An 18,389-nucleotide genomic window follows, 5' to 3' on the forward strand; every position below is an offset into this window, starting at 1 on the left:
GCGCCAAGCTCGATCTTCTTCAGGCGCGCTTGATCGGCGCTACATGATCACCAATGCACCAAAATTGCGTCAGAGCCAAAGTTGCAAGCCGATTGACACCTCCACCGCCGATCGCGGCACGCACCGCGCGTTCCGTTCGCGAATCGTTGTGAGCATTTTCGCAGCAGCACGGCCGGCGAGGGGGCAACGGTCAGTACCCCGGCTAATCAGCAATCCTTCGGATTTCCTCTAACGGACCAAGCCGGAAACCGCTTCGCAAGCGACTGGCAACCGCGGGCCGTCAATCCTCGTCGGCAGAAGCCGCACAGGCTTCACCCCGGACAATGCTTACGGCTCCCCATTCCGGTCTTCGGGAGCGGCGGCATGAGAGATCTCACCGAAGTAGAACTGCTGTGGCTGGAGAAGCGTATCGAAAACCGCATTCGGTTCGGCCGCATCATCGAGGAACGGAAGATTGATCGCCACTGACGTGTGCTGTCATTCGCGCCAGGCAGCATCTTTGCTTTCGTTCGCTGGACGTCCAATGACTTTGGAACGGTCATTTCGCGGATCGACATCCTGCGCGCGGTCAGGCCTGGACAGCGCTGCTCGACCGTCCCCTATGTGACACCCGGTGGAGAGATTCTGCTGCGCCTGTCAGGCTGGCCGAAGGTCGAACGCTTGCTGCAAATGACCGATGCCGTTGAGGCACTCGGCATCGATCCCGCCGACGTAGCTCCTGATCATTGGCATCACGTTCATAACCGTCTGTCCGTCAACGAGAACCCGCGTTCATATAAATGCGCGCCACCAGGCTTGGCTTCACCGTCAGAAGGTGATGCGATGACGGGCCGCCTGATGATATTGACGACCACGTTTGCGGTTGCTGCCGCGCTCGTCTCCACGATCGCCATGCAGCCGCTTCCACTCTACATTTGGAACGCATCGGCAAGCGTTCCAATCGGCCTCTATGGCGTACGATCGGAGAAGCGCTTCCATCTCACCGAGCTGCTCGCCGTTCAGCCGCCTGAGCCGCTTGCGACCTTTCTCGACCTGAATGGCTATCTGCCGGTCGGCGTGCCTATGCTCAAGCGGGTCTTGGCGCTGCCAGGGCAGACCGTCTGCAGAAACGGACTCACGATTTCGGTCGATGGCATTGCGGTGGGTGCGAGGCGCGAGATCGCGATGGACGCGGCCGGCCGCTGCCGAAATGGCAGGGCTGCAGCGTCGTCGGCGACGGCGAACTCTTTCTCATGAACTGGCAGTCGGACGACTCTCTTGATGGCCGATATTTTGAATTACTTCCGGCGTCGGCCGTGATTGGCCGTGCGCTGCCGGTGTGGACCAGGGAGAAGTGAACGTGCGTGTTCCACGTGTTCACCCCGCCATTCCTCCGTTCGATCGATTGCGGGATCATTCCTCCATCCCGATCAGTGTCTGTGAGGCGACCGCGTGCAGCGGCAGTCCAGGGCGGCCGAATACCCGGCGCGGAGCAGCTTTACCGTGGACGGACGCGAGCGCGATGGGCATGCTTGGCCCAGTTGTGCGCGTGTGTTTTGGCTATCGCTTCGATACTGCTCATCTGCGCTGTGCCGTACGGCGCCGCTGTCGCGGAGAGCGCAGCGGCCGCGGTTCGAGCGGTCACTCAAACGAGTAACCGATTTGCAGCTTTCGTCGACGAAGCCTCAGAGCGCTTTTCAGTTCCGGTGAACTGGATTGGTTCAGTCATCAACATCGAAAGTGCTGGTGACGTGCACGCCAGATCGCCTAAAGGCACAATGGGCTTGACGCAAATCATGCCGTCGACATGGGCAGAACTGCGCGAGCGCCATAATCTCGGCAGCGATCCCCACGACCCGCGCGACAACGTTCTGGCAGGCACGGCATATCTGCGTGAACTGCTCGACCGATATGGTGGCCCGGCGTGTTTGCCGCGTACAATGCGGGACCAGCTCGCTACGAAGAGCATATCGCGGGCGGCGCATTGCCAGACGAGACGCAAGCGTATGTGGCCAAGCTTGCAACTCTGCTTGGCATCGAGTTGCCTCCGACGCTGACCACCGGCCGCCAGTTATCGACAGCTGCAACGTTGTTCGTCGCGCCATCCGATCGGATGAAGACACGCGATCGGTCGTCGGCGCTCATTCCTTCAAGCGGCGCCACGACCGCAATCTCGGCGCCCCATGTTTCGCCCCTGGTACCTCGGCCTATTGGCGTGTTCGTCCCTCGATCGATTTCGGGAGCGTCGCACTGACCAGGTGTGCGGGTTCGCAAGCCATGGCGTGCTTCAGCGAGCAATTGGCGGAAGGGGGAGAGCAGTGGGCAAACACGACGGCAGGACTGCCGCCCGTAATCGGTCTGCGCCGGGACGTGCGGGAGGCGATCAAGTGGCCTGCGGGATGAATGACGGGCACAATGCGCATCTACAGCAACGCGGGAGGCGCGCGATGGAATTCTTCTGTGGCTTGGACGTCGGCATGGACGAAACGGCAATCTGCGTGGTGGACGACACCGGCAAGGTGGCGCTGGAGGTGACAGTGGTGACCGATCCGGACACGATCAAGGCGGCGTTGAACCCGTATCTTGGCCGCTTGCGACGGCTCGGCCATGAGGCGGGCTCGCTGTCGCCCTGGCTGCATCCGGAGCTGCTCAAGCTCGGTCTGCCGGTGATCTGCCTGGAGACTCTCCACGTCCGCGCAGCGCTGAAGGCGCAGCGCAACAAGACCGATCGAGCCGACGCGCTCGGCATTGCCCACATCATGCGCACCGGCTGGTTCCGGCGCGCCCATATCAAGAGCGAGCCCTGCTACCGGCTGCGGCTGTTGCTGACGCACCGCCGCAATCTGAAGCGCAAGTTTTTGGATCTCGAGAACGCGATCCGTCACTCGCTGAAAGTGTTCGGCATCCGCCTGAACCGGGTTGGGCGCGGCGGATTTGCGCAAGCCGTACGCGAGGCGGTCGCGGGCGATGCGCTGGTCAGTGAGCTGATCGACGCCATGCTCAATGCGCGCGCCGCGCTGTGGAAGGAGTACTGCCGGCTGCTGCACGATTCGGTGGTCCGCCTGGTCGCCGGCCACGAGTTGTGCCGGCGGTTCATGCAGATTCCCGGTGTCGGCCCGATCGCGGCGCTGAGCTTTATGACCGCGGTCGATGATCCCTGGCGCTTTAAGCGCTCGCGCGACGTGGCGGCGTATTTTGGCCTGACGTCGCGGCGCTGGCAGTCGGGATCCTCGGTCGACGTCAAGGGTCGGATCAGCAAGGCGGGCGACGGCGACGTGCGGCGGGCGCTGTACGAGGCGGCGAGCGCGCTGCTGACGCGCTACAAGAAAAAGGACAGGGTCAAGGCCTGGGGGCTGGCGCTGGCGAAGCGTTCCTCGCACCGCAAGGCGACGGTGGCGGTGGCGCGCAAGCTCGCCGTGATCATGCATGCGACATGGACCGGCGGCACGTTCTACTGCGGCGACCCGGACGCGTCCGCGGCAGATCTGCGCGCCGAGCGGACTGCCAAGCAACGTAAATTGCTCGGGGCTTACGCATGAGCCGCCGATCCACCGACCGACCAACGACGCGGTGATCGCCGCGTCCTGAACATGGAGCTCCGCCGCTGGCGGATGAGGACTGGTGCAGCACAACGACGACGGAGCGCACGTTATCTTGCCTGCGACGGTGCATCTTCGGATGCCGACCGATCGCGCCGGATTGCCTGTGATGTGGCTCCGTCATGCCGATGGAAAGATGCGCCGCGACGGCATATTTTGTGCCGTCGCTGAGCGCGGAAGACTGCACGGCGCATCAGGACTCGTGACCATCGCGGCGCATCATGTCATGGCGTGGATCAGAGAGACTTGTCGTAAACGAGAAAGGGCGCGAGAATGGCTGAGATCAAGCAGACGACCCGACCGATTAAGACGGCAGGATAAAAGCCGCAAGGTGCGGCCGGTCGGTTGTGAGAGAAAGTGTATGGATTTCAATGATCGACTAAACATTGCGGCGACCTGGAGCAAAGTTCAGCTTTCCCCAAGGCGCTGTTCTTACACCGCTTTCGATGCCTTGCGGCGGCCGGAATGACGCGCGAGGATGATCTTCGGATCCGTCCCGGCTGTATCCGCTCCACGCGCGCGCCCCGGACAAAGCCGTTTGTGCCGCAGGTACTCACAGCCGCTCAGAAGGCCGGCGGCCTCTCGCGAGGCAAGGATGGCCATGGCGGAAAGTTTGGACGCGGCCGCGCCGCGAGCATCGCTGCGGCACGGCTTCTCAACGCCAGCGGCCGCGGTGCTATGGTCAAGGCGCGGGTGGTGCGGCGGATGCGTTCGCCGGGCGCGTTGCGCGCCCATATCGGTTACCTGCAGCGCGACGGAGTCACACGAGACGGCGCTCAGGGCAAACTATTCGACGCCGAGGCGGATGATGCGGACGGTTGCGCCTTCGTCACGCGTTGCGAGGGTGACCGCCATCATTTCAGGTTCATTGTCTCGCCTGATGATGCGACCTCGTCATCAGTCCCGGTTATATCGCTATGGGCTTGCGCGCCGGCGCCAGCGACCTTGTCATGCGCGAACTTGGCCCTCGTTCGGAGCTCGAGACTCGCCAGAGCCTTGAGGCGGACACGACAGCCGAACGCTGGACCACACTCGATCGGATGCTTGCCCGGGAAGCGGGGACGGCGGACGGCGTTATCAATTTGAGGTCCGAGCGGGATGCCGGGCGCGATCCATTGCGGGAAAGCGGATCGGGCGCATGCGGACGCTCGCGCGGCGCGGTTTGGCGGAACCTGCGGGCCCCGCCGTCTGGGTTCTGGCCCCCGATGCGGAGGCGAGGTTGCGCGCGCTGGGCGAGCGCGGTGACATCATCAGCGGCTGCACAAAGCCCTCACGCGGGACGGCGCCAGCCGCACCCCCGCATGCTGGGCACTGGAGGCGAAACTCATGGCGAACCAATCGTTGGCCGTCTCATCGGGCGCGGGCTTGATGAAGGGCACAGCCTTTGCCGTTGTCGACGGGATTGACGGGCGTGTGCATCACGTGAAGCTTCCTGCTGTCGAGGCGGCCGGCGATGGGCCGATCGGTGGGATCGTGGAACTGCGCCGGTTTGCGGACACCCGTGGTCGAACACGGATTGCGCTCGCGGTTCGCTCGGAGCTCTTTCTGGACCAGCAGGTCGCGGCGGATGAAGCAACGTGGCTAGACCGGCAGCTCGTCGCGCGAGGTCCTGCCGAGCTCTCGCGCATTGCGTTTGGCGCCGAGGTCCGTGCGCACTTGAATGGCGCATCGATGTTTTGGCCGACCAAGGACTCGCCCGGTGCGATGGCAACAAGGTCCGGCTAAGCCGCAACGTGATCGAAAGCCTCCGCGACCGCGAACTCGACGTCGTTACACGACGGCTCATGGAGCAAACGGGGCTTCCGCACTTGTCATCTGATGTTAGGTGAGCAGATCTGAGGGGATTATCGTGGACGTCTGTCACTGGCGTCCGGGCGCTTCGCGATGATCGAGAAAGGCCTCGGCTTTCAGCTTGTGCCCTGGTCGCCTTCGCTCGAGCGGGAGTGGCCGCGTTCGCTGATCGTCCACGAAATCAAGCGCGAGAATTTCCAGTTGACCTCGGGATGGCGCGCGCGCCTTGGAGATGTAATCTTATTCGACCGACAAACACGGCAAGCGCCGCCTACAATTTGCGAAGTACGAGAAGCGCAAAATGTCTGCATATCCTGGTTGATCCCGAAGGGGCGCTCGAGCGCCGCAACCATTGGAAAAAACCAGCCATTCTCTGCTCGTCGGCGCTATCCTGCATGTCCTCTACCTGAAGCTGACAAGACACTTGCCGGGGCTCAACTTGGTGATCGCGTTCATCCCGTCGTCGCTTCAGCAGCGCGAGAGCTGCTCAACAAGAGCGAGAACGAGCGGTCGGGCGTGCTGTCGACCACAATGAGCTTCTTGGGCCTTTATCGCGATCCGGTCGTTGCTAAGGTCACCGCGCGGAGCGATTGGCGCATTCTCGATCTCGTCGACAAACCGCAGCCCGTTTCACTCTGTCTCGTCGTGCCGCCATCCGACATCGTCCACACAAAATTCCTGATGTGGCTCATCCTCAATCAGATCGGACGGCGCCTGACCGAGAGCCTGGATCCCGACCGGCGCCGTCAAAAGCTCCTCCTGATGCTCGACGAGTCATGCAGCTCTGGGCCGCCTCGATTTGTTCGAGAGCCAGCTTGCCTTCATGGCCGGCTATGGCATTCGCAGTTTCCTGATCACTCAGAGCTTGAACCAGTTAGAACGCGCCTATGGGCCGAACCACGCGACCTCGACAATCGTTACATCCGGATAGCCGTCTCCACAATGACGAGCGCACCGCTAAGCGCGTCTCGGATGCGCTGGAGACCGCGACCGAACTGCGCGCCATGAAAAACTATGCCGGGCATCGCATAAGCCCCTGGCTTGGACACTTGATGGTGAGCCGCCAAGAAACGTCCCGTCCTCTCCTGACGCCTGGCGAAGCCATGCAGCTCTCATCGGAAGAGGCGATTGTGATGGTGTAGGGCCTCCACCCGCTGCGTGCCACCAAGGTTCGTTATCACGAGGACCCGCAATTTCAGAAGCGAATCTTCAAGCCCCTAAAGCAGCAACAATTCTCTTGTCCTCGCGCCCGGATGAGGACTGGTCGGGGCGCCCACCCCCTGCGCCCTCGATCGAACTGCTTGCGACTCGGCAGCGAAAGCATGGCGACCCGAACGGGTGGCTCCGGCGCGAGCCAGAATTGCCGCAGCACGAGGAGATCGAAATCAAGGCACCGCTCGCGGAACATGAGTTCGATGCTGGTCCCGTGAGCCCGACGCAGATGCGGTCCAGGCACAAGCGCTAGGCCGCGTAATGCAGGGATTAGCGCGCGCGACCAGCCTCGACCTGACGATGTCATGGACCTCTGAGTGGGGACAAATCGGTGAAAAAGGTTCAGCTCAGTATCTAACTTGATCCGCAGACATTCAGGACCGTTGATGTCTTTGCGGAGCGTCGTGGCCAGCCCAAGTCGCTGGTCGCAGCGGCCGCGATCGCGTCATTTCTTTCGCCTGACAATTCCGACCGACGCGAGGCGGCTATTGCCAAGCGGCTGGATCGCATCGCACGGCTGCTCGAGCGTCTCGAACGCAATGACAGCATCACGCTCGAGACGCTCGCCCTTTTCGTTCGCTTCTGGTTGACATCGCTGCCGACATTACCAGAACAATCCAGTCCAGCCGCTCGCGCCAAATGCGCCGAACGCTATGATCGATTCGTTGAAGCGCTTGGCCGAAGGCGTTCCAGCGGATCAACCGTTCTGAAAGAGGTGAGCTTGGATTCGAACGCCGCAATTCCAGAGTAATTTAACAATCGTCGGAGCAGGCGGACGATGCAGGACTACAAGGGAACTTGCGAGGGTGCTCGCGCCGAGTAGTTCGGCCGCAGATAACGACAGGGCCAAATCGAACGGACCGAGCGCGTTAGATCGGGACCGACGGCAGATATCTGAGGGCTGGGAGGCCGCATGACATGAATGCTGAAATCTGAAGCGAGTTGAGACGAGGTACGGCCTGCATTCGAGCTGCCGCTCGATGGAGTAACGCTGCTTGCTTGAGCAAGCGGAAGCCTCTCCAGAGTTCCGGAAGCTCTTCTCAATAGTTGGCCTACCAGTTTTTGCGGATTGCATCGCAGGTCCTCTGTGTTAGCAATCCACCTTGCACGGTCTTAGTCTGCGAAATCCTGTCGAAAATGCGAGAACTTGCACTGCCCCAAACTTCAGCAAACTGGTGTAACGTTATCCGTTTACGTCAGATTGCAATGAGGCAACCGCTGAGACCGCCTGCAATATGTTTCCACAATTCCAGAGGAACGGAACTACATCGTCCACTTTCGATGGAAGGACAACTGGAGAAGCACATTGGCTTGGAGCCGTTGAATGAGGCCCAATCCCGCCGGATGGCGATGATGGCCAAGCATCCTCACACCAAGATCAATCTGATCAGCTCGCTGGCCTCGCGACAAGACGGCGTTACGCAAGCAGAGTTGCGCAAGGCCACAGGATGGAAGCTTGTCCCGATGCCCCTGATCGCGAAGCGGTGCAAGATGAAGCTGATTACCAAACGTGAGAAGGGCAGCGTCGCTCGCAAGAACGGTAAGATCGCCAGCAAGAGCGGCCACTTCACCACGTACTACATGATGGCGCATCATTTGACTACGGCAGTTGCCGACGCGACTACCGACACAGTGGGCAGAAAGCCCTATCCATCAATGCATAAGCCAAGCGATGCGGAAAACGCGTCATGAGCCAAAGTCCTGCAGGGAATCGCGAAGCTATCCCGACAGCGAGGCTCGGCTATTTTTCGCGCCGGCTATCCCGCTTCGGAGGAAAGCGCGAAACTGTTATAGCCCATCTCGATGCCAATGCCGAAATCGCGAAACTCGGCTCGCTCGCGCAAACAACTCAGCAGAGCTTTGACGTCTTCGTCAATTTCCCCGGATTCTATTTCAATACTCACAAGGCGCTGCCTCTCGCGCGCAAACCGAGCGAGATCGCGGCTTCTTCGTCCAATCAGGTCGGAATCGTGGGAACATCGGTTGTGTCGGCATCCAAGGCCGAACTGTGCCACTTGACGCGAGCCCTTGGCACCCAACTGATCCGCCGAAGCGCTCGGATAAACGCCGAGAGCTCGGGCGTCACCGAAAGTCCGCTGTTTAGAAACATCGGCATTTCCGAGACCAGCGTGCAAGACCGCGGAACGGTCCCGCTGGAGCAGATAGCCGCGAAACACTTCGGTAAGCCACGGAAGATCGCGGCGCGTGAGCTTCCGCACTTTCGGCGACGCATCCTACATCACCGGCATCGACGTGGCTGTCGATGGCAGACGCACACAGCTCTGAGTCCAACAAGCCCCCCTGGGCTCGAAGAGCCCCCGTGAGAGTCATCCGTCATCCTCTACACCAGTTGCAGTGCAACGCTCGGATACTCACAATGTGCAGAAGAAGAGAATGAGAAAAATCGTTAAGGCAGCCGCCGTACAGATCAGCCCCGTGTTGTACAGCCGAGAGGGGACAGTCGAGAAGATCACCAGAAAGATTCGCGAATTGGGCAAAAAGGGGGTGCGTTTCGCCACGTTTCCCGAGACCATCATTCCCTACAACCCGTATTTCTCGTTCGTCCAGCCGCCCTTCACGCTTGCCAAGGAGCATCAGAGGCTGCTTGAGCAGTCCCTTACGGTACCCTCTGCGGAGACGCATGCGATCGGTGATGCGGCCAAGGACGCCCAAATGGTCGTTTCGGTCGGCGCCAATGAGCGGGACGGAGGATCGATCTATAACACTCAGCTCCTGTTCGATGCGGACGGCACGCTGATCCAGCGTCGCCGCAAGATCACCCCCACTTATCATGAGCGGATGGTCTGGGGCCAAGGCGACGGTGCCGGCCTTCGCGCCGTAGACAGCGCCGTTGGCCGGATCGGCCAGCTTGCGTGCTGGGAACATTATCTCCCGCTGGCAAGATACGCCTTGATTGCCGATGGCGAGCAGATCCACTCCGCGATGTACCCCGGCTCAATCTTCGGCCCTCTTTTCTCCCAGCAAACGGAAGTGAGCACCCGACAGCATGCCCTTGAATCGGCCTGCTTCGTCGTCAGCGCAACCGCATGGCTCAACGCCGACCAACAAGCCCAAATTGCCAATGACACGGGCGCTGCTATCGCCCCGATTTCCGGCGGTTGCTTCACGGCTATCGTTGCCCCCGATGGTCAATTGATAGGCGAGCCCCTGAAGGAAGGTGAAGGAGAGGTGATTGCCGATCTCGACTTCATCGAAATCGACGGGCGCAAGAGAGTGATGGATGCAAGCGGTCACTACAGTCGCCCTGAACTGATCAGCCTCCTGATCGACCGAACACCTTCTTCGCACGTCCATGAACGGACTATTCCTCCGAGGAGCGTGGCGACTGCCGGCCTTCATCGCGAGGACCGTGCTGCGGACGCCTCTTGACATTTTTTGGTCCTCCCCGCCCGAGCCGGAGATGGCGCATCCCCGCTTCGACCCGAACGGCCGGAGATCAGGTAATCGCCCGAGAGTCACGTGCGCAAGAGAAAGAGCTTGTTTGCAGCAGGGCCATGCGGGCCGCTTGGCATGATCCAGACCGATTCTCTATTGGAGAAATGACTAGCTGCGGAGCCTCGCCAATGACCTTCAGCCTACAGCGCACCCGGTCACTGCAGCGGCAAGTTCGCTTCAGGTGTTCGAAAAGTTACGCTGACCGCCGCGCCCATCCTTGCCGCGCCCCGCCTTGAGATCTGGATGTTGCCTCGATGAGGACCCGCTCATGTTGGGAGCCTACATCGTCAGCTCGAGACGGCTCGTCACGGCAGGTCTTTCCGAGTGGCGCCAAACGGCGGACAGATCAGGTCCAGGCGATCCTCGCCGGGGAAGCTGGCGGCTGAAGGTGAACGCGCACTCAAGCTATGTGATCTCCATGCAAGGGCAATCCTGCGCAACACGAGCGCCCATTCGGGTTAGGAATTTTATGGAGGACGACAAAAACCAGATTACTCGCCGAGAAGGTGCCCACGGTTGCGCTCAACGATCCGGACCCAGCCCGCGGCTCGAGAAATGGGCCAAAGAGTACGAAAAGCTGTGTCCTGGACCCGGCCTCCAGATGCGATGAAAATTCATAACTGCCGCCGCGCGGTGCTCTGGAAGGCGCTGGCACGCTCTCAGTAAACAACCGCACTTTCAGGGCGCAGTATCCAGGCCTATGCTGGCGGGATGGAGCAATCAGTACTTTTCAGGTGCCCGCGCAGACGGGCATGAACGTGCAGCAACTGCTGACGGGACTGGAGCAGATCGGTCCCGATACTCATCTACCGGTCGTTTGGCCGGCATGCTCCTCGGTCCATTTGGTGAATGCCTCCACCGGCAAGCTGTGACCACAGTGCTTCTGAAGTGCGGTGAGGGCAGTCGACGGGTGCCATCCGGCATGCTCACTCCGGTTTGGGTGCGCATCCTTTCCCGGCGTAGTTCGCGTACCATCCCTGGAAAGTGCAGCGCCTTGGAGGGGTGATGCTTGCTGCCGCTGCAGGCTTCGCAGTCGCCCTCGCTGCCGGCGCTCTTCCTCAAGCTTCGCCACCATCAGAAATGGCGCTTACGGCTGGCACGGTGCGGTGCAGAGGCAGCGTGCGTTGAAGATTGCGGCTGGCCGGCGAAGGTTTCCCCAGCTTAGCATCGTATTTCTCGGCCAGCACCAGAAGCCGCTTTCGCGTGAACGGATCGGCCTGATCAGCCATCGTGGGCCCGCTCTGCAAAGCTCCTGTAGAACTCGACATCCATGATGTGCCCTCACTCAACGCCACCAGGATTTGCACTTAAGTACATCGGCGGCTCCGATGCCAAGGCGGGCGAACAGGGGGGCCTTTCGCAGAATGTTCTGCAACGCGGCTGTAGCAGCCGATTTGGCGCAAGTAAGCTCGCCGTCGGCAGGGGCAATTCACATGTCAGTCCTCCATCGATCCGGAAGCGACGCCCGGGGTGCGGGCGGACCGATGAATCGCGTGGCTGGCGAGGACCGGCACAACGAGCGCTACGTCTGCAGCCATAACGAGGGGGACCCGCTGCGCGATCCACCCGCCTGCCAGTGCGACCGACAGTTCCCCTGAGGCCTCCTGACAAGTGAGTGGTCGCACTGGGCCTGCTGATACGTTTGAACAGCCGTCGGACGGGCTCGACGTGCGGCACGCGAACCGGTGTAAGTCCTATCGCACGCTGGTGATGCATGCCGGAAATCGGGCGAGGCGCGGGTGTATTTGGTCGCGCGCATGAGCTGGTGCGCTTCTTACGAGGCGCATGACCGCACAGGGAATAAGGCCGGTGCGTCCGCGCGGGTCGTTCGCGACCTCGAGGGCGCGAGGGCGCATCTAGATTGCGCCTGCGCCTCGTTTTGGATCGGTAACTTTGTCGATTTGACGTAAGGGTGCACGCACCGTCCAGGAAATCGCGCGTCTATCGGCGACCTGACTGTCTGGAGGCACAAGAGGCTACGACGTCTGGCGCTGGTCTTTAGGAATCCGCCCCTTCTTTCTTTCGGTACGCCAGGCTGCGACCAGAATGTCCCCGCGGTTGAAGCGGCATGCGGTCTCGGCCCTTTTGTCGTGCGTCATCGCAGGGCGATTCATCTGTTTCGACCAAACATCCAGACCACGCGCGAGCAAGCGCAGGCGGTGTGCGGTCGCAGAAAGAAGGAAGCTGGAGTATGCAGATTAGCGGCGGGCGCCGGGAAGAACCGAGCTCAAGTCGGAATGAAGCTGAGGTGGACGCGCAGCCGAGTCCAAGCGAAGCTCAGCAGACCAGAAAGATAACAATTCAACTTTCTGAGTGCATTTTCCAGCGACTCGAAGCCGCGACTGACCGCCCTGGTATGGGCAAGAGCGTCGTCGTCGAGGCGGCACTTGAGCGCTTCCTGGATCCGGCGCCGCGTATAGAGGGTCTGGTTTACGAGGCGATCGAGCGAACGAATAAGCAGGTGCTCAGTCTGCGGACGGACATTGCGGTGATCGCGGAAACAGTGGCTCTCCATGTGCGATACCACCTCACGCTGACGCCGCCGATGCCGCCATCTAAGCAGGACGAGGCGTGCGTACTGGGCCTCGAGCGCTTCAAGGCTTTTGCCGAGCAGGTCGATCGTCGCGTACGGTTTGGCCGGCCCTTGCTGCAGGAGGCAATTGATAGCTCGGGAAGTTCCAGCCGATCAGGGCCTGAAATGGGCGGCGGAGCGTCACGCGCCGTTCCACGAGCGCCAGTTGAAGAAGAAACCCACTGCGTGGCCGTCGTAGGTGAAAACTCAAACGCGGGTGCTGTCGCCGAGGAGGGCGGCAGCAATATCCACTTTCGACAGCTGCCAAACGCCTTGTGTTAAAGCCAGTGGCCGCGTTTCGAGCAACACGCGCAGCGATGCCGCTGGGCTGAGATCAGGCGAGAAGCCGGTCAACCGGGGTTGGAGCTGGCGGATCATCTCTTGCGTGTTCCTTCCCTTTGCAGCGGGATGTTATGTTTCCTACCTGTTTCGGATGATCAACACGCTCATTTGTGACCGCCTCGCCTCTGAATTGGAGCTTGGTACGGCCGATTTGGGGCTGTTGGGCTCGATCTACTTTCTAGTCCTTACCGGCAGCCAGATTCCGATGGGCATGCTCTTGGATCGCTTCGGTCCGCGCCGAGTCCAGGGTGCGCTCTTGCTGCTGGCTGCCGCAGGCGCTGCGCTTTTCGGACTATCGAATGGATTTCTGTCGCTTCTGATTGCTCGCGCGATGATAGCATTCGGTACCGCAGCTTCCCTCATGTCTGGCCTGAAAACAGTCGTGCTCTGGTTTCCGAGAGAGCGCGTGGCGCTCATCAACGGCTGTATGATCATGCTGGGTGCACTGGGCGCGGTAACGGCAACCGCACCAGCCGAGGCATTGCTTAACTGGATAGGCTGGCGCGGTCTATTTGAGGTGCTTGCCGCATCCAGCGCCTCCGCGGCCGCTTCGATCTATTTTTTGGTTCCAGAGCATGAGGCAACTGCGAAGAGCCCTCCAGGGACAGCTCAGCCTGAAGACCGTCTATACGGATGAGCGGTTCTGGAGAATTGCGCCGATTTCTTCAACATGTATCGGGTCCGCGTGGGCCCTGCAGTCCTTGTGGGCAGCGTCCTGGCTGAGCGATGTGGAAGGGTTGGATCGAACAAGCCTTGTCACTCAATTGCTCGCAATGGCGATAGCCCTAAGCATTGGCGCATTGCTGCTCAGCGTGGTCGCCGATTCACTGCGCCGGCATGGCAAGAACATTGAAACGTTGCTCTCAATCGTAGCTGCTGTGTTCATTGCAGCCGAACTCGCGCTGATATTGCATCCGCCATTCCCGTCGCTACCGTCGTGGATCGTTGTGGCGGTGGTCGGATCAGCAATCGTCCTCAGCTACGCGATCATCGGAGATTACTTTCCGGCCCAACTGATCGCGCGCGCAAACGGCGTGCTCAACGTTCTGCATTTCGGGTGGGCTTTCCTCGTCCAGTACGGGACGGGGTTAATTCTAGAGCAATGGCCGGTAAAGGACGGACACTACCCCTCAATCGCGTATCAGACGGCGTTCAGTATGAATGTTGTGCTGCAGCTGGTCGCTCTAGTCTGGTTCATCGCCCCTTGGTTCAAAGAGTTGAATTGGAAATCTGAGATCGCCGTCAAGCGCAAGTCGACGGGCCAAAGCAGGTCAGTTCACGTCATGATCCCGAGCGCCGAAATGGTTATCTTGGAAACCGATCATGATGTGGAGTGGTGAACTCGGCCTTCTGCCTGACTTCCCGCCTCGTCGGTCTGCGTTAAGGACGTCCGGCCGACTGATTGCCTAAGAAGCTCCAAACAGCTGGTCGGATATGCGACATGCGTCGCAAGTTCGACAGGAATGATACGAAAAATGCGTAATATCAATGAGCGCTGGCTGGCATGCGACTTGCTGTGGTTTTCCACAGAGCCAGGTAAAGCGAATTTGAGCAATGACCAGTGTGACTGAGAGCGCAAGTCAAATCGGTGCGGAGAATGTGCTGAGAGTCGGTTCGCCGGCTCCCTCCATCAAAGTTGAGGACTGGCTACGTGGCCAACCCCTTACAAAGTTCGAACCTGGGAAAGTATACATCATCGAGTTTTGGGCGACGTGGTGCGGACCATGTATCGCCTCAATGCCGAATTTGGTGACCCTGCAAAGCAAATACAGGAGCAACGGAGTTGAGGTGGTGGGCATCGCGGCTCACGAACAAGCTTCGACGGCAGATGAAGCGCGAGCCAGCTTGGACGCTTGGTTGACGAAGAGCTTGCCAGATCTGAACTTCGCGATCGCATTCGACTACTCCGGCGAAATGAACAACCTTTGGATGGATCCCAGCTTTTCTGTCGGGATTCCCTCGTCATTTGTGGTCGATCGTGACGGCCGCTTCGCCTTTATCGGCCATCCGACGCAACTCGATAACTTGTTGCCCAAAGTTCTGAACGGCTCCTGGGCAGTGAGCGACGAAGCCAAAGCCCTGGATGCGGAGAGGATAACCACGGGCAGACGCAGAAAGCGCGAACTATCGCAGAAGCGAGCGCTGGTGGAACCGATCTTTGCCAGACTTGAAGCCGCCATGAATACTAAGGATTGGGCGGCAGCCCTTTCAGCGGTTGAGGAGGCACTCGCTGCGATGCCGGACGATGTCACCTTCCGTGGGCTTCATGCGGAATTGTTGCTTCACAAGATGCGCGACATGCGGGCCGGCTTGGCGGTATTGCGCCAATTGGTTCGCGATGCGATCGACAAGAAATCTGTGGTTTGGATGAGCGTGGCCATCCGCCAACTCTTCGACCCCGCGAAAGACTACTCCGGTTTCCCACATGCCGAGCGCTTTGCCATGGGCAAGGACCTCTCCGAACACATTCTCGCGGCGAATCCGCCCCAAGGCAGCGAGGGCGCGAAGTTCCTCTCGTACGGGGCGGTCGCTCGGTACTATTACGAGACCGGTAACAGGAATCGCGCGATCGAATTGGTCGAGGTGGCGCTGAAATGGCTGGATGCAGCGCCTGCCTCCGATGTAGCGAAACGGGATCTCGTGCAGTGCTCCCTCCAGGCCTTGGCGAGCTACAGGAGTGAGAAGCTCTGTTACGAGGAGTGTTGTTCGGCACCGCAAAACACAGCTCCCGAAAAGGCGGAACCGGGATCGCCAATGGAGGCAGCGTGAGCAATGCTACTGGCTATGTCTTCTCGGCCCTTGTGGTTTTCGATCGAAGTCGATGCCTTTGGGAATGTCCGGGCATTCACCTGAAGCCAGGATAGGACGAGTGAAGGGGTGAACGCAGGCGCGCCGCACCACCACAAGTTCTTTACGGTGAATGTCTCTTCAACGCACGGTCGCTGTCCGGCGCGATAGCGGCGAGAATGCCTCAGGTGAAGAGTGGTCGCCGGCTGCTAAGGGTGGCGGCTTTTAGCATGCTGGTGGCATCTTCGAACAACCAAAAAAGATAGAAATGGGTGGTGACGCTGATGCATTCGAACTCTCAAGGAAGCTTTCTCAAGTTTTTACCGCTGGTTTCAGAAGGGATTCAGGACTTTGTTTCGCGTTGGCCGCAAGCCCATTCGGGAGAGGCGGCAACCGGTGGCAACGGACGGGGCTTTTTAAAGCGGTCAGTGCGCTGTGCGCGCCGCGCTAAGGGAGCACTGAGCGAAGCCGTGCCTTCATTGTCACCCCGCTTTGGTACCACGGCGCCGGGTCGAGCGTGATGTACAATCACCGCCAGCGCCGCTCTGTTAAAGCCGCCGCCCTGTTCCAGCCATCTGGCCCCTGGTACAATGTTCTTTATATCCAGGTACTCATCGCGATCCTGATTGGCGTTCTCGTTGGCTGGTTGTGGCCTTCTGTGGGGACGAACAGCTGGGTCAAAGCGCTTGGTGACGGATTCATCAAGCTGATCAAAATGGTGATCGCGCCGATCATCTTCTGCACTGTTGTGTCCGGAATCGCGCATGTTCAGGATGCACGAAAGGTCGGCCGAGTCGGCGTCAAGGCGCTGCTTTACTTCGAGATCGTGTCAACCTTCGCGCTGATCCTGGGTCTCGTGATGGGCAATCTCGTTCAGGCCGGTCATGGGCTTGCTCCCAGGGCTGACGCCGCGGCGGTAGCCAACTACGTCAAAAGAGCGGAAGGGCAGAAGGCGGTCGATTTCCTCCTCAATATTATTCCGGATAGCGTAGTTGGCGCTCTGGCCCGAGGCGACGTGCTACAGGTGCTGCTGTTTGCCATCCTATTCGGGTTCTCGCTGATGGCGCTTGGCCAGCGGGGTGAGCGGATGCGCAGTCTGGTCGACGATGCTGCACACGCGGTGTTTGGTGTCATTAGGATCGTAATGAAGGCAGCGCCAATCGGGGCGTTCGGCGCCATGGCCTACACTATCGGCGAATTCGGACCGTCCGCGCTCGGTAAACTCATCAGCTTGGTTGCTCTGTTCTATGTGACAGCCGGGCTCTTCGTGATCATTGTGCTTGGCCTGGTCGCGCGCTTGGTCGGTTTTTCTATTCTAAAGTTCATCTTCTACATCAAGGATGAGCTGTTGATCGTGCTCGGAACGTCGTCGTCCGAAAGCGCGCTGCCGCAGTTGATGGAAAAACTCGAACGGCTGGGCTGTTCCAAGCCGGTCGTGGGCCTGGTGGTGCCGACAGGATACTCTTTCAATTTGGATGGGACCAACATTTACATGACGTTGGCGACCTTGTTCATCGCGCAGGCGCTCGGGGTCGATCTCGACTTCGCCCAGCAGCTCACGATACTCGTTGTGGCGATGCTCACCTCGAAGGGCGCAAGTGGTGTTACCGGTGCCGGGTTCGTCACCCTGGCCGCAACGTTGACCGTGGTCAGTCCTGACCTCGTCCCGGGCATTGCGATCGTATTCTCGATAGACAAGTTCATGAGCGAGGTGCGCGCGCTTACCAACATCATCGGGAACGGTATTGCGGCGGTGTTTGTGTCGTGGTGGGAAGGTGAACTCGACCATGTCTCGCTACACGCGCAGCTCAAGTAGATCTGCGATTTCAGCTCGGCCATTGCGGACTAGAATCACTGTCTGAATGCCTGCATTCTGCGTCGGCAACCGTCGTGCAGTACTGGGCCACCCTGATTCCAGGGGGAATGGTGCAGGGTCATGCTACGCTCACGGTGGTGCACCAGACCAGCGTCGGCATTTGTGCCTGCTGCAGCCCGCCGGCTGATGTGGTTCATTATCCCACGTTTGAGCTTCCTCGAAAACTGGGAACTCAATCGTGCCCACGCGAGGGAGCGACATTGGTTCAGGAGAAGCAATGGAGGCTGAGCAAACACCGCGGCCGGGAAAGGCGTAAAAATAGTAAGCTCAGGACCATTGCTCATTGCTGATTTCTCGCCTCGCGGTCGAGGGGGCCGGGGCGTCAAGCCGGCGCTCTTTTCAAATGTTCCTTTCTCTACGCTAGACTACGAACAGCATATTCCCTTCGTTGCGGTAACACGCGATCTATCTTTTATTTGCCTTCAGATGAGGGCGCGAAAGCGGCCTCAGCAGCTTGGGGCAAATCGTGGCGATCCATTCTTTTGATTCAGAAGCGAACTTGCGCGGAGCGCGTATGCTGCGTACCGCGTTGGGGCCCGCCATCGCAGGGTTTTTGGAAGATCCGGCAATCGTCGAGGTGATGCTCAATCCCGACGGCCGGCTGTGGATCGACCGACTGTCGAGCGGCCTTACAGACACCGGAGAGAGCCTTTCGGCAGCGGATGGCGAACGAATCGTCCGACTGGTCGCGCACTATGTAGGAGCAGAAGTTCATCCCGGCTCGCCCCGGATTTCGGCTGAGCTGCCGGAAACGGGGGAACGTTTCGAAGGATTG

12 protein-coding genes and 6 pseudogenes are annotated in these 18,389 nt (G+C 59.9%); 16 read left to right on the forward strand and 2 right to left on the reverse strand.

Going from position 1 to position 18,389, the window contains the following annotated elements; genetic code table 11:
* From IVA74_RS01535 to IVA74_RS01585, 10 genes and pseudogenes are all read left to right on the forward strand, one after another.
* Positions 1–232, forward strand: a 232-nt coding sequence (locus IVA74_RS01535; protein WP_247339220.1) for a hypothetical protein, incomplete at its 5' end; no start/stop codon positions are given.
* A 131-nt stretch (positions 233–363) separates the two neighbouring features.
* Positions 364–826, forward strand: a pseudogene (locus tag IVA74_RS01540) (DUF2840 domain-containing protein).
* A pseudogene (locus IVA74_RS01545) lies at positions 823–1,337 on the forward strand (S26 family signal peptidase). Before IVA74_RS01540 ends, IVA74_RS01545 begins: the two co-directional pseudogenes overlap by 4 nt.
* Before the next feature lie 348 nt (positions 1,338–1,685).
* Positions 1,686–2,036, forward strand: coding sequence for a lytic transglycosylase domain-containing protein (locus tag IVA74_RS01550; protein WP_247403332.1), 351 nt, complete (start codon positions 1,686–1,688; stop codon positions 2,034–2,036).
* A gap of 390 nt (positions 2,037–2,426) precedes the next feature.
* Positions 2,427–3,518 carry an IS110 family transposase gene (locus tag IVA74_RS01555; RefSeq protein WP_247339239.1) on the forward strand — a complete coding sequence of 364 codons (1,092 nt, stop codon included), beginning with the start codon at positions 2,427–2,429 and terminating at the stop codon, positions 3,516–3,518.
* A 1,198-nt stretch (positions 3,519–4,716) separates the two neighbouring features.
* Positions 4,717–4,947, forward strand: a complete 231-nt coding sequence (locus IVA74_RS01560) for a DUF3363 domain-containing protein (RefSeq protein WP_247339222.1) — start codon at positions 4,717–4,719, stop codon at positions 4,945–4,947.
* Positions 4,905–5,303 (forward strand): DUF3363 domain-containing protein, encoded by a 399-nt coding sequence (locus tag IVA74_RS01565; RefSeq protein WP_247339225.1) that lies wholly within the window; start codon positions 4,905–4,907, stop codon positions 5,301–5,303. Before IVA74_RS01560 ends, IVA74_RS01565 begins: the two co-directional genes overlap by 43 nt.
* Positions 5,304–5,504: 201 nt before the next feature.
* A pseudogene (locus IVA74_RS01575) lies at positions 5,505–6,654 on the forward strand (type IV secretory system conjugative DNA transfer family protein); the annotation flags it as partial.
* 258 nt (positions 6,655–6,912) lie between these two features.
* Positions 6,913–7,332: pseudogene (locus IVA74_RS01580) on the forward strand (CopG family transcriptional regulator).
* A gap of 530 nt (positions 7,333–7,862) precedes the next feature.
* Positions 7,863–8,273, forward strand: coding sequence for a hypothetical protein (locus IVA74_RS01585; protein WP_247339227.1), 411 nt, complete (start codon positions 7,863–7,865; stop codon positions 8,271–8,273).
* Between the two features lie 65 nt (positions 8,274–8,338).
* Here the strand turns inward: IVA74_RS01585 and IVA74_RS01590 are convergent, their stop codons facing one another.
* Positions 8,339–8,800, reverse strand: coding sequence for a hypothetical protein (locus IVA74_RS01590; RefSeq protein ID WP_247339230.1), 462 nt, complete (start codon positions 8,798–8,800; stop codon positions 8,339–8,341).
* Positions 8,801–8,975: 175 nt separating this feature from the next.
* Here IVA74_RS01590 and IVA74_RS01595 point away from each other — a divergent pair, with 175 nt between their 5' ends.
* A complete protein-coding gene (locus tag IVA74_RS01595) occupies positions 8,976–9,971 on the forward strand; it encodes a nitrilase-related carbon-nitrogen hydrolase (protein ID WP_247339232.1) in 996 nt (331 codons plus the stop codon).
* A gap of 1,124 nt (positions 9,972–11,095) precedes the next feature.
* Here the strand turns inward: IVA74_RS01595 and IVA74_RS01600 are convergent.
* A complete protein-coding gene (locus IVA74_RS01600; protein ID WP_247339234.1) occupies positions 11,096–11,266 on the reverse strand; it encodes a hypothetical protein in 171 nt (56 codons plus the stop codon).
* Positions 11,267–12,228: 962 nt separating this feature from the next.
* On the opposite strand from IVA74_RS01600, the gene IVA74_RS01605 reads away from it, so the two are divergent.
* The 5 genes and pseudogenes from IVA74_RS01605 to IVA74_RS01625 all read left to right on the forward strand — a co-directional run.
* On the forward strand, positions 12,229–12,891 hold the full coding sequence (locus IVA74_RS01605; RefSeq protein WP_026233707.1) for a hypothetical protein: 663 nt from the start codon (positions 12,229–12,231) through the stop codon (positions 12,889–12,891).
* Between the two features lie 151 nt (positions 12,892–13,042).
* A pseudogene (locus tag IVA74_RS01610) lies at positions 13,043–14,291 on the forward strand (MFS transporter).
* A 214-nt stretch (positions 14,292–14,505) separates the two neighbouring features.
* Positions 14,506–15,720: a TlpA disulfide reductase family protein gene (locus IVA74_RS01615; protein WP_247339235.1), complete on the forward strand. Its 1,215-nt coding sequence runs from the start codon at positions 14,506–14,508 to the stop codon at positions 15,718–15,720.
* 538 nt (positions 15,721–16,258) lie between these two features.
* Complete coding sequence (gene dctA, locus IVA74_RS01620) at positions 16,259–17,554, forward strand: C4-dicarboxylate transporter DctA (protein ID WP_247339238.1); 1,296 nt, start codon at positions 16,259–16,261, stop codon at positions 17,552–17,554.
* Between the two features lie 574 nt (positions 17,555–18,128).
* Positions 18,129–18,389: pseudogene (locus IVA74_RS01625) on the forward strand (P-type conjugative transfer ATPase TrbB); the annotation flags it as partial.

This window comes from Bradyrhizobium sp. 132 (genome assembly GCF_023074185.1).
In the GTDB taxonomy this organism is placed as follows: domain Bacteria; phylum Pseudomonadota; class Alphaproteobacteria; order Rhizobiales; family Xanthobacteraceae; genus Bradyrhizobium.

Excerpts from the sequence above, each read along its gene's own strand:
- IVA74_RS01555 (WP_247339239.1), top strand. The coding sequence starts at position 2,427 with ATGGAATTCTTCTGTGGCTTGGACGTCGGCATGGACGAAACGGCAATC.
- IVA74_RS01560 (WP_247339222.1), top strand. The coding sequence starts at position 4,717 with ATGCGGACGCTCGCGCGGCGCGGTTTGGCGGAACCTGCGGGCCCCGCC.
- IVA74_RS01565 (WP_247339225.1), top strand. The coding sequence starts at position 4,905 with ATGGCGAACCAATCGTTGGCCGTCTCATCGGGCGCGGGCTTGATGAAG.
- IVA74_RS01585 (WP_247339227.1), top strand. The coding sequence starts at position 7,863 with ATGGAAGGACAACTGGAGAAGCACATTGGCTTGGAGCCGTTGAATGAG.
- IVA74_RS01595 (WP_247339232.1), top strand. The coding sequence starts at position 8,976 with ATGAGAAAAATCGTTAAGGCAGCCGCCGTACAGATCAGCCCCGTGTTG.
- IVA74_RS01600 (WP_247339234.1), bottom strand. The coding sequence starts at position 11,266 with ATGGCTGATCAGGCCGATCCGTTCACGCGAAAGCGGCTTCTGGTGCTG.
- IVA74_RS01605 (WP_026233707.1), top strand. The coding sequence starts at position 12,229 with ATGCAGATTAGCGGCGGGCGCCGGGAAGAACCGAGCTCAAGTCGGAAT.
- IVA74_RS01615 (WP_247339235.1), top strand. The coding sequence starts at position 14,506 with ATGACCAGTGTGACTGAGAGCGCAAGTCAAATCGGTGCGGAGAATGTG.
- dctA (WP_247339238.1), top strand. The coding sequence starts at position 16,259 with ATGTACAATCACCGCCAGCGCCGCTCTGTTAAAGCCGCCGCCCTGTTC.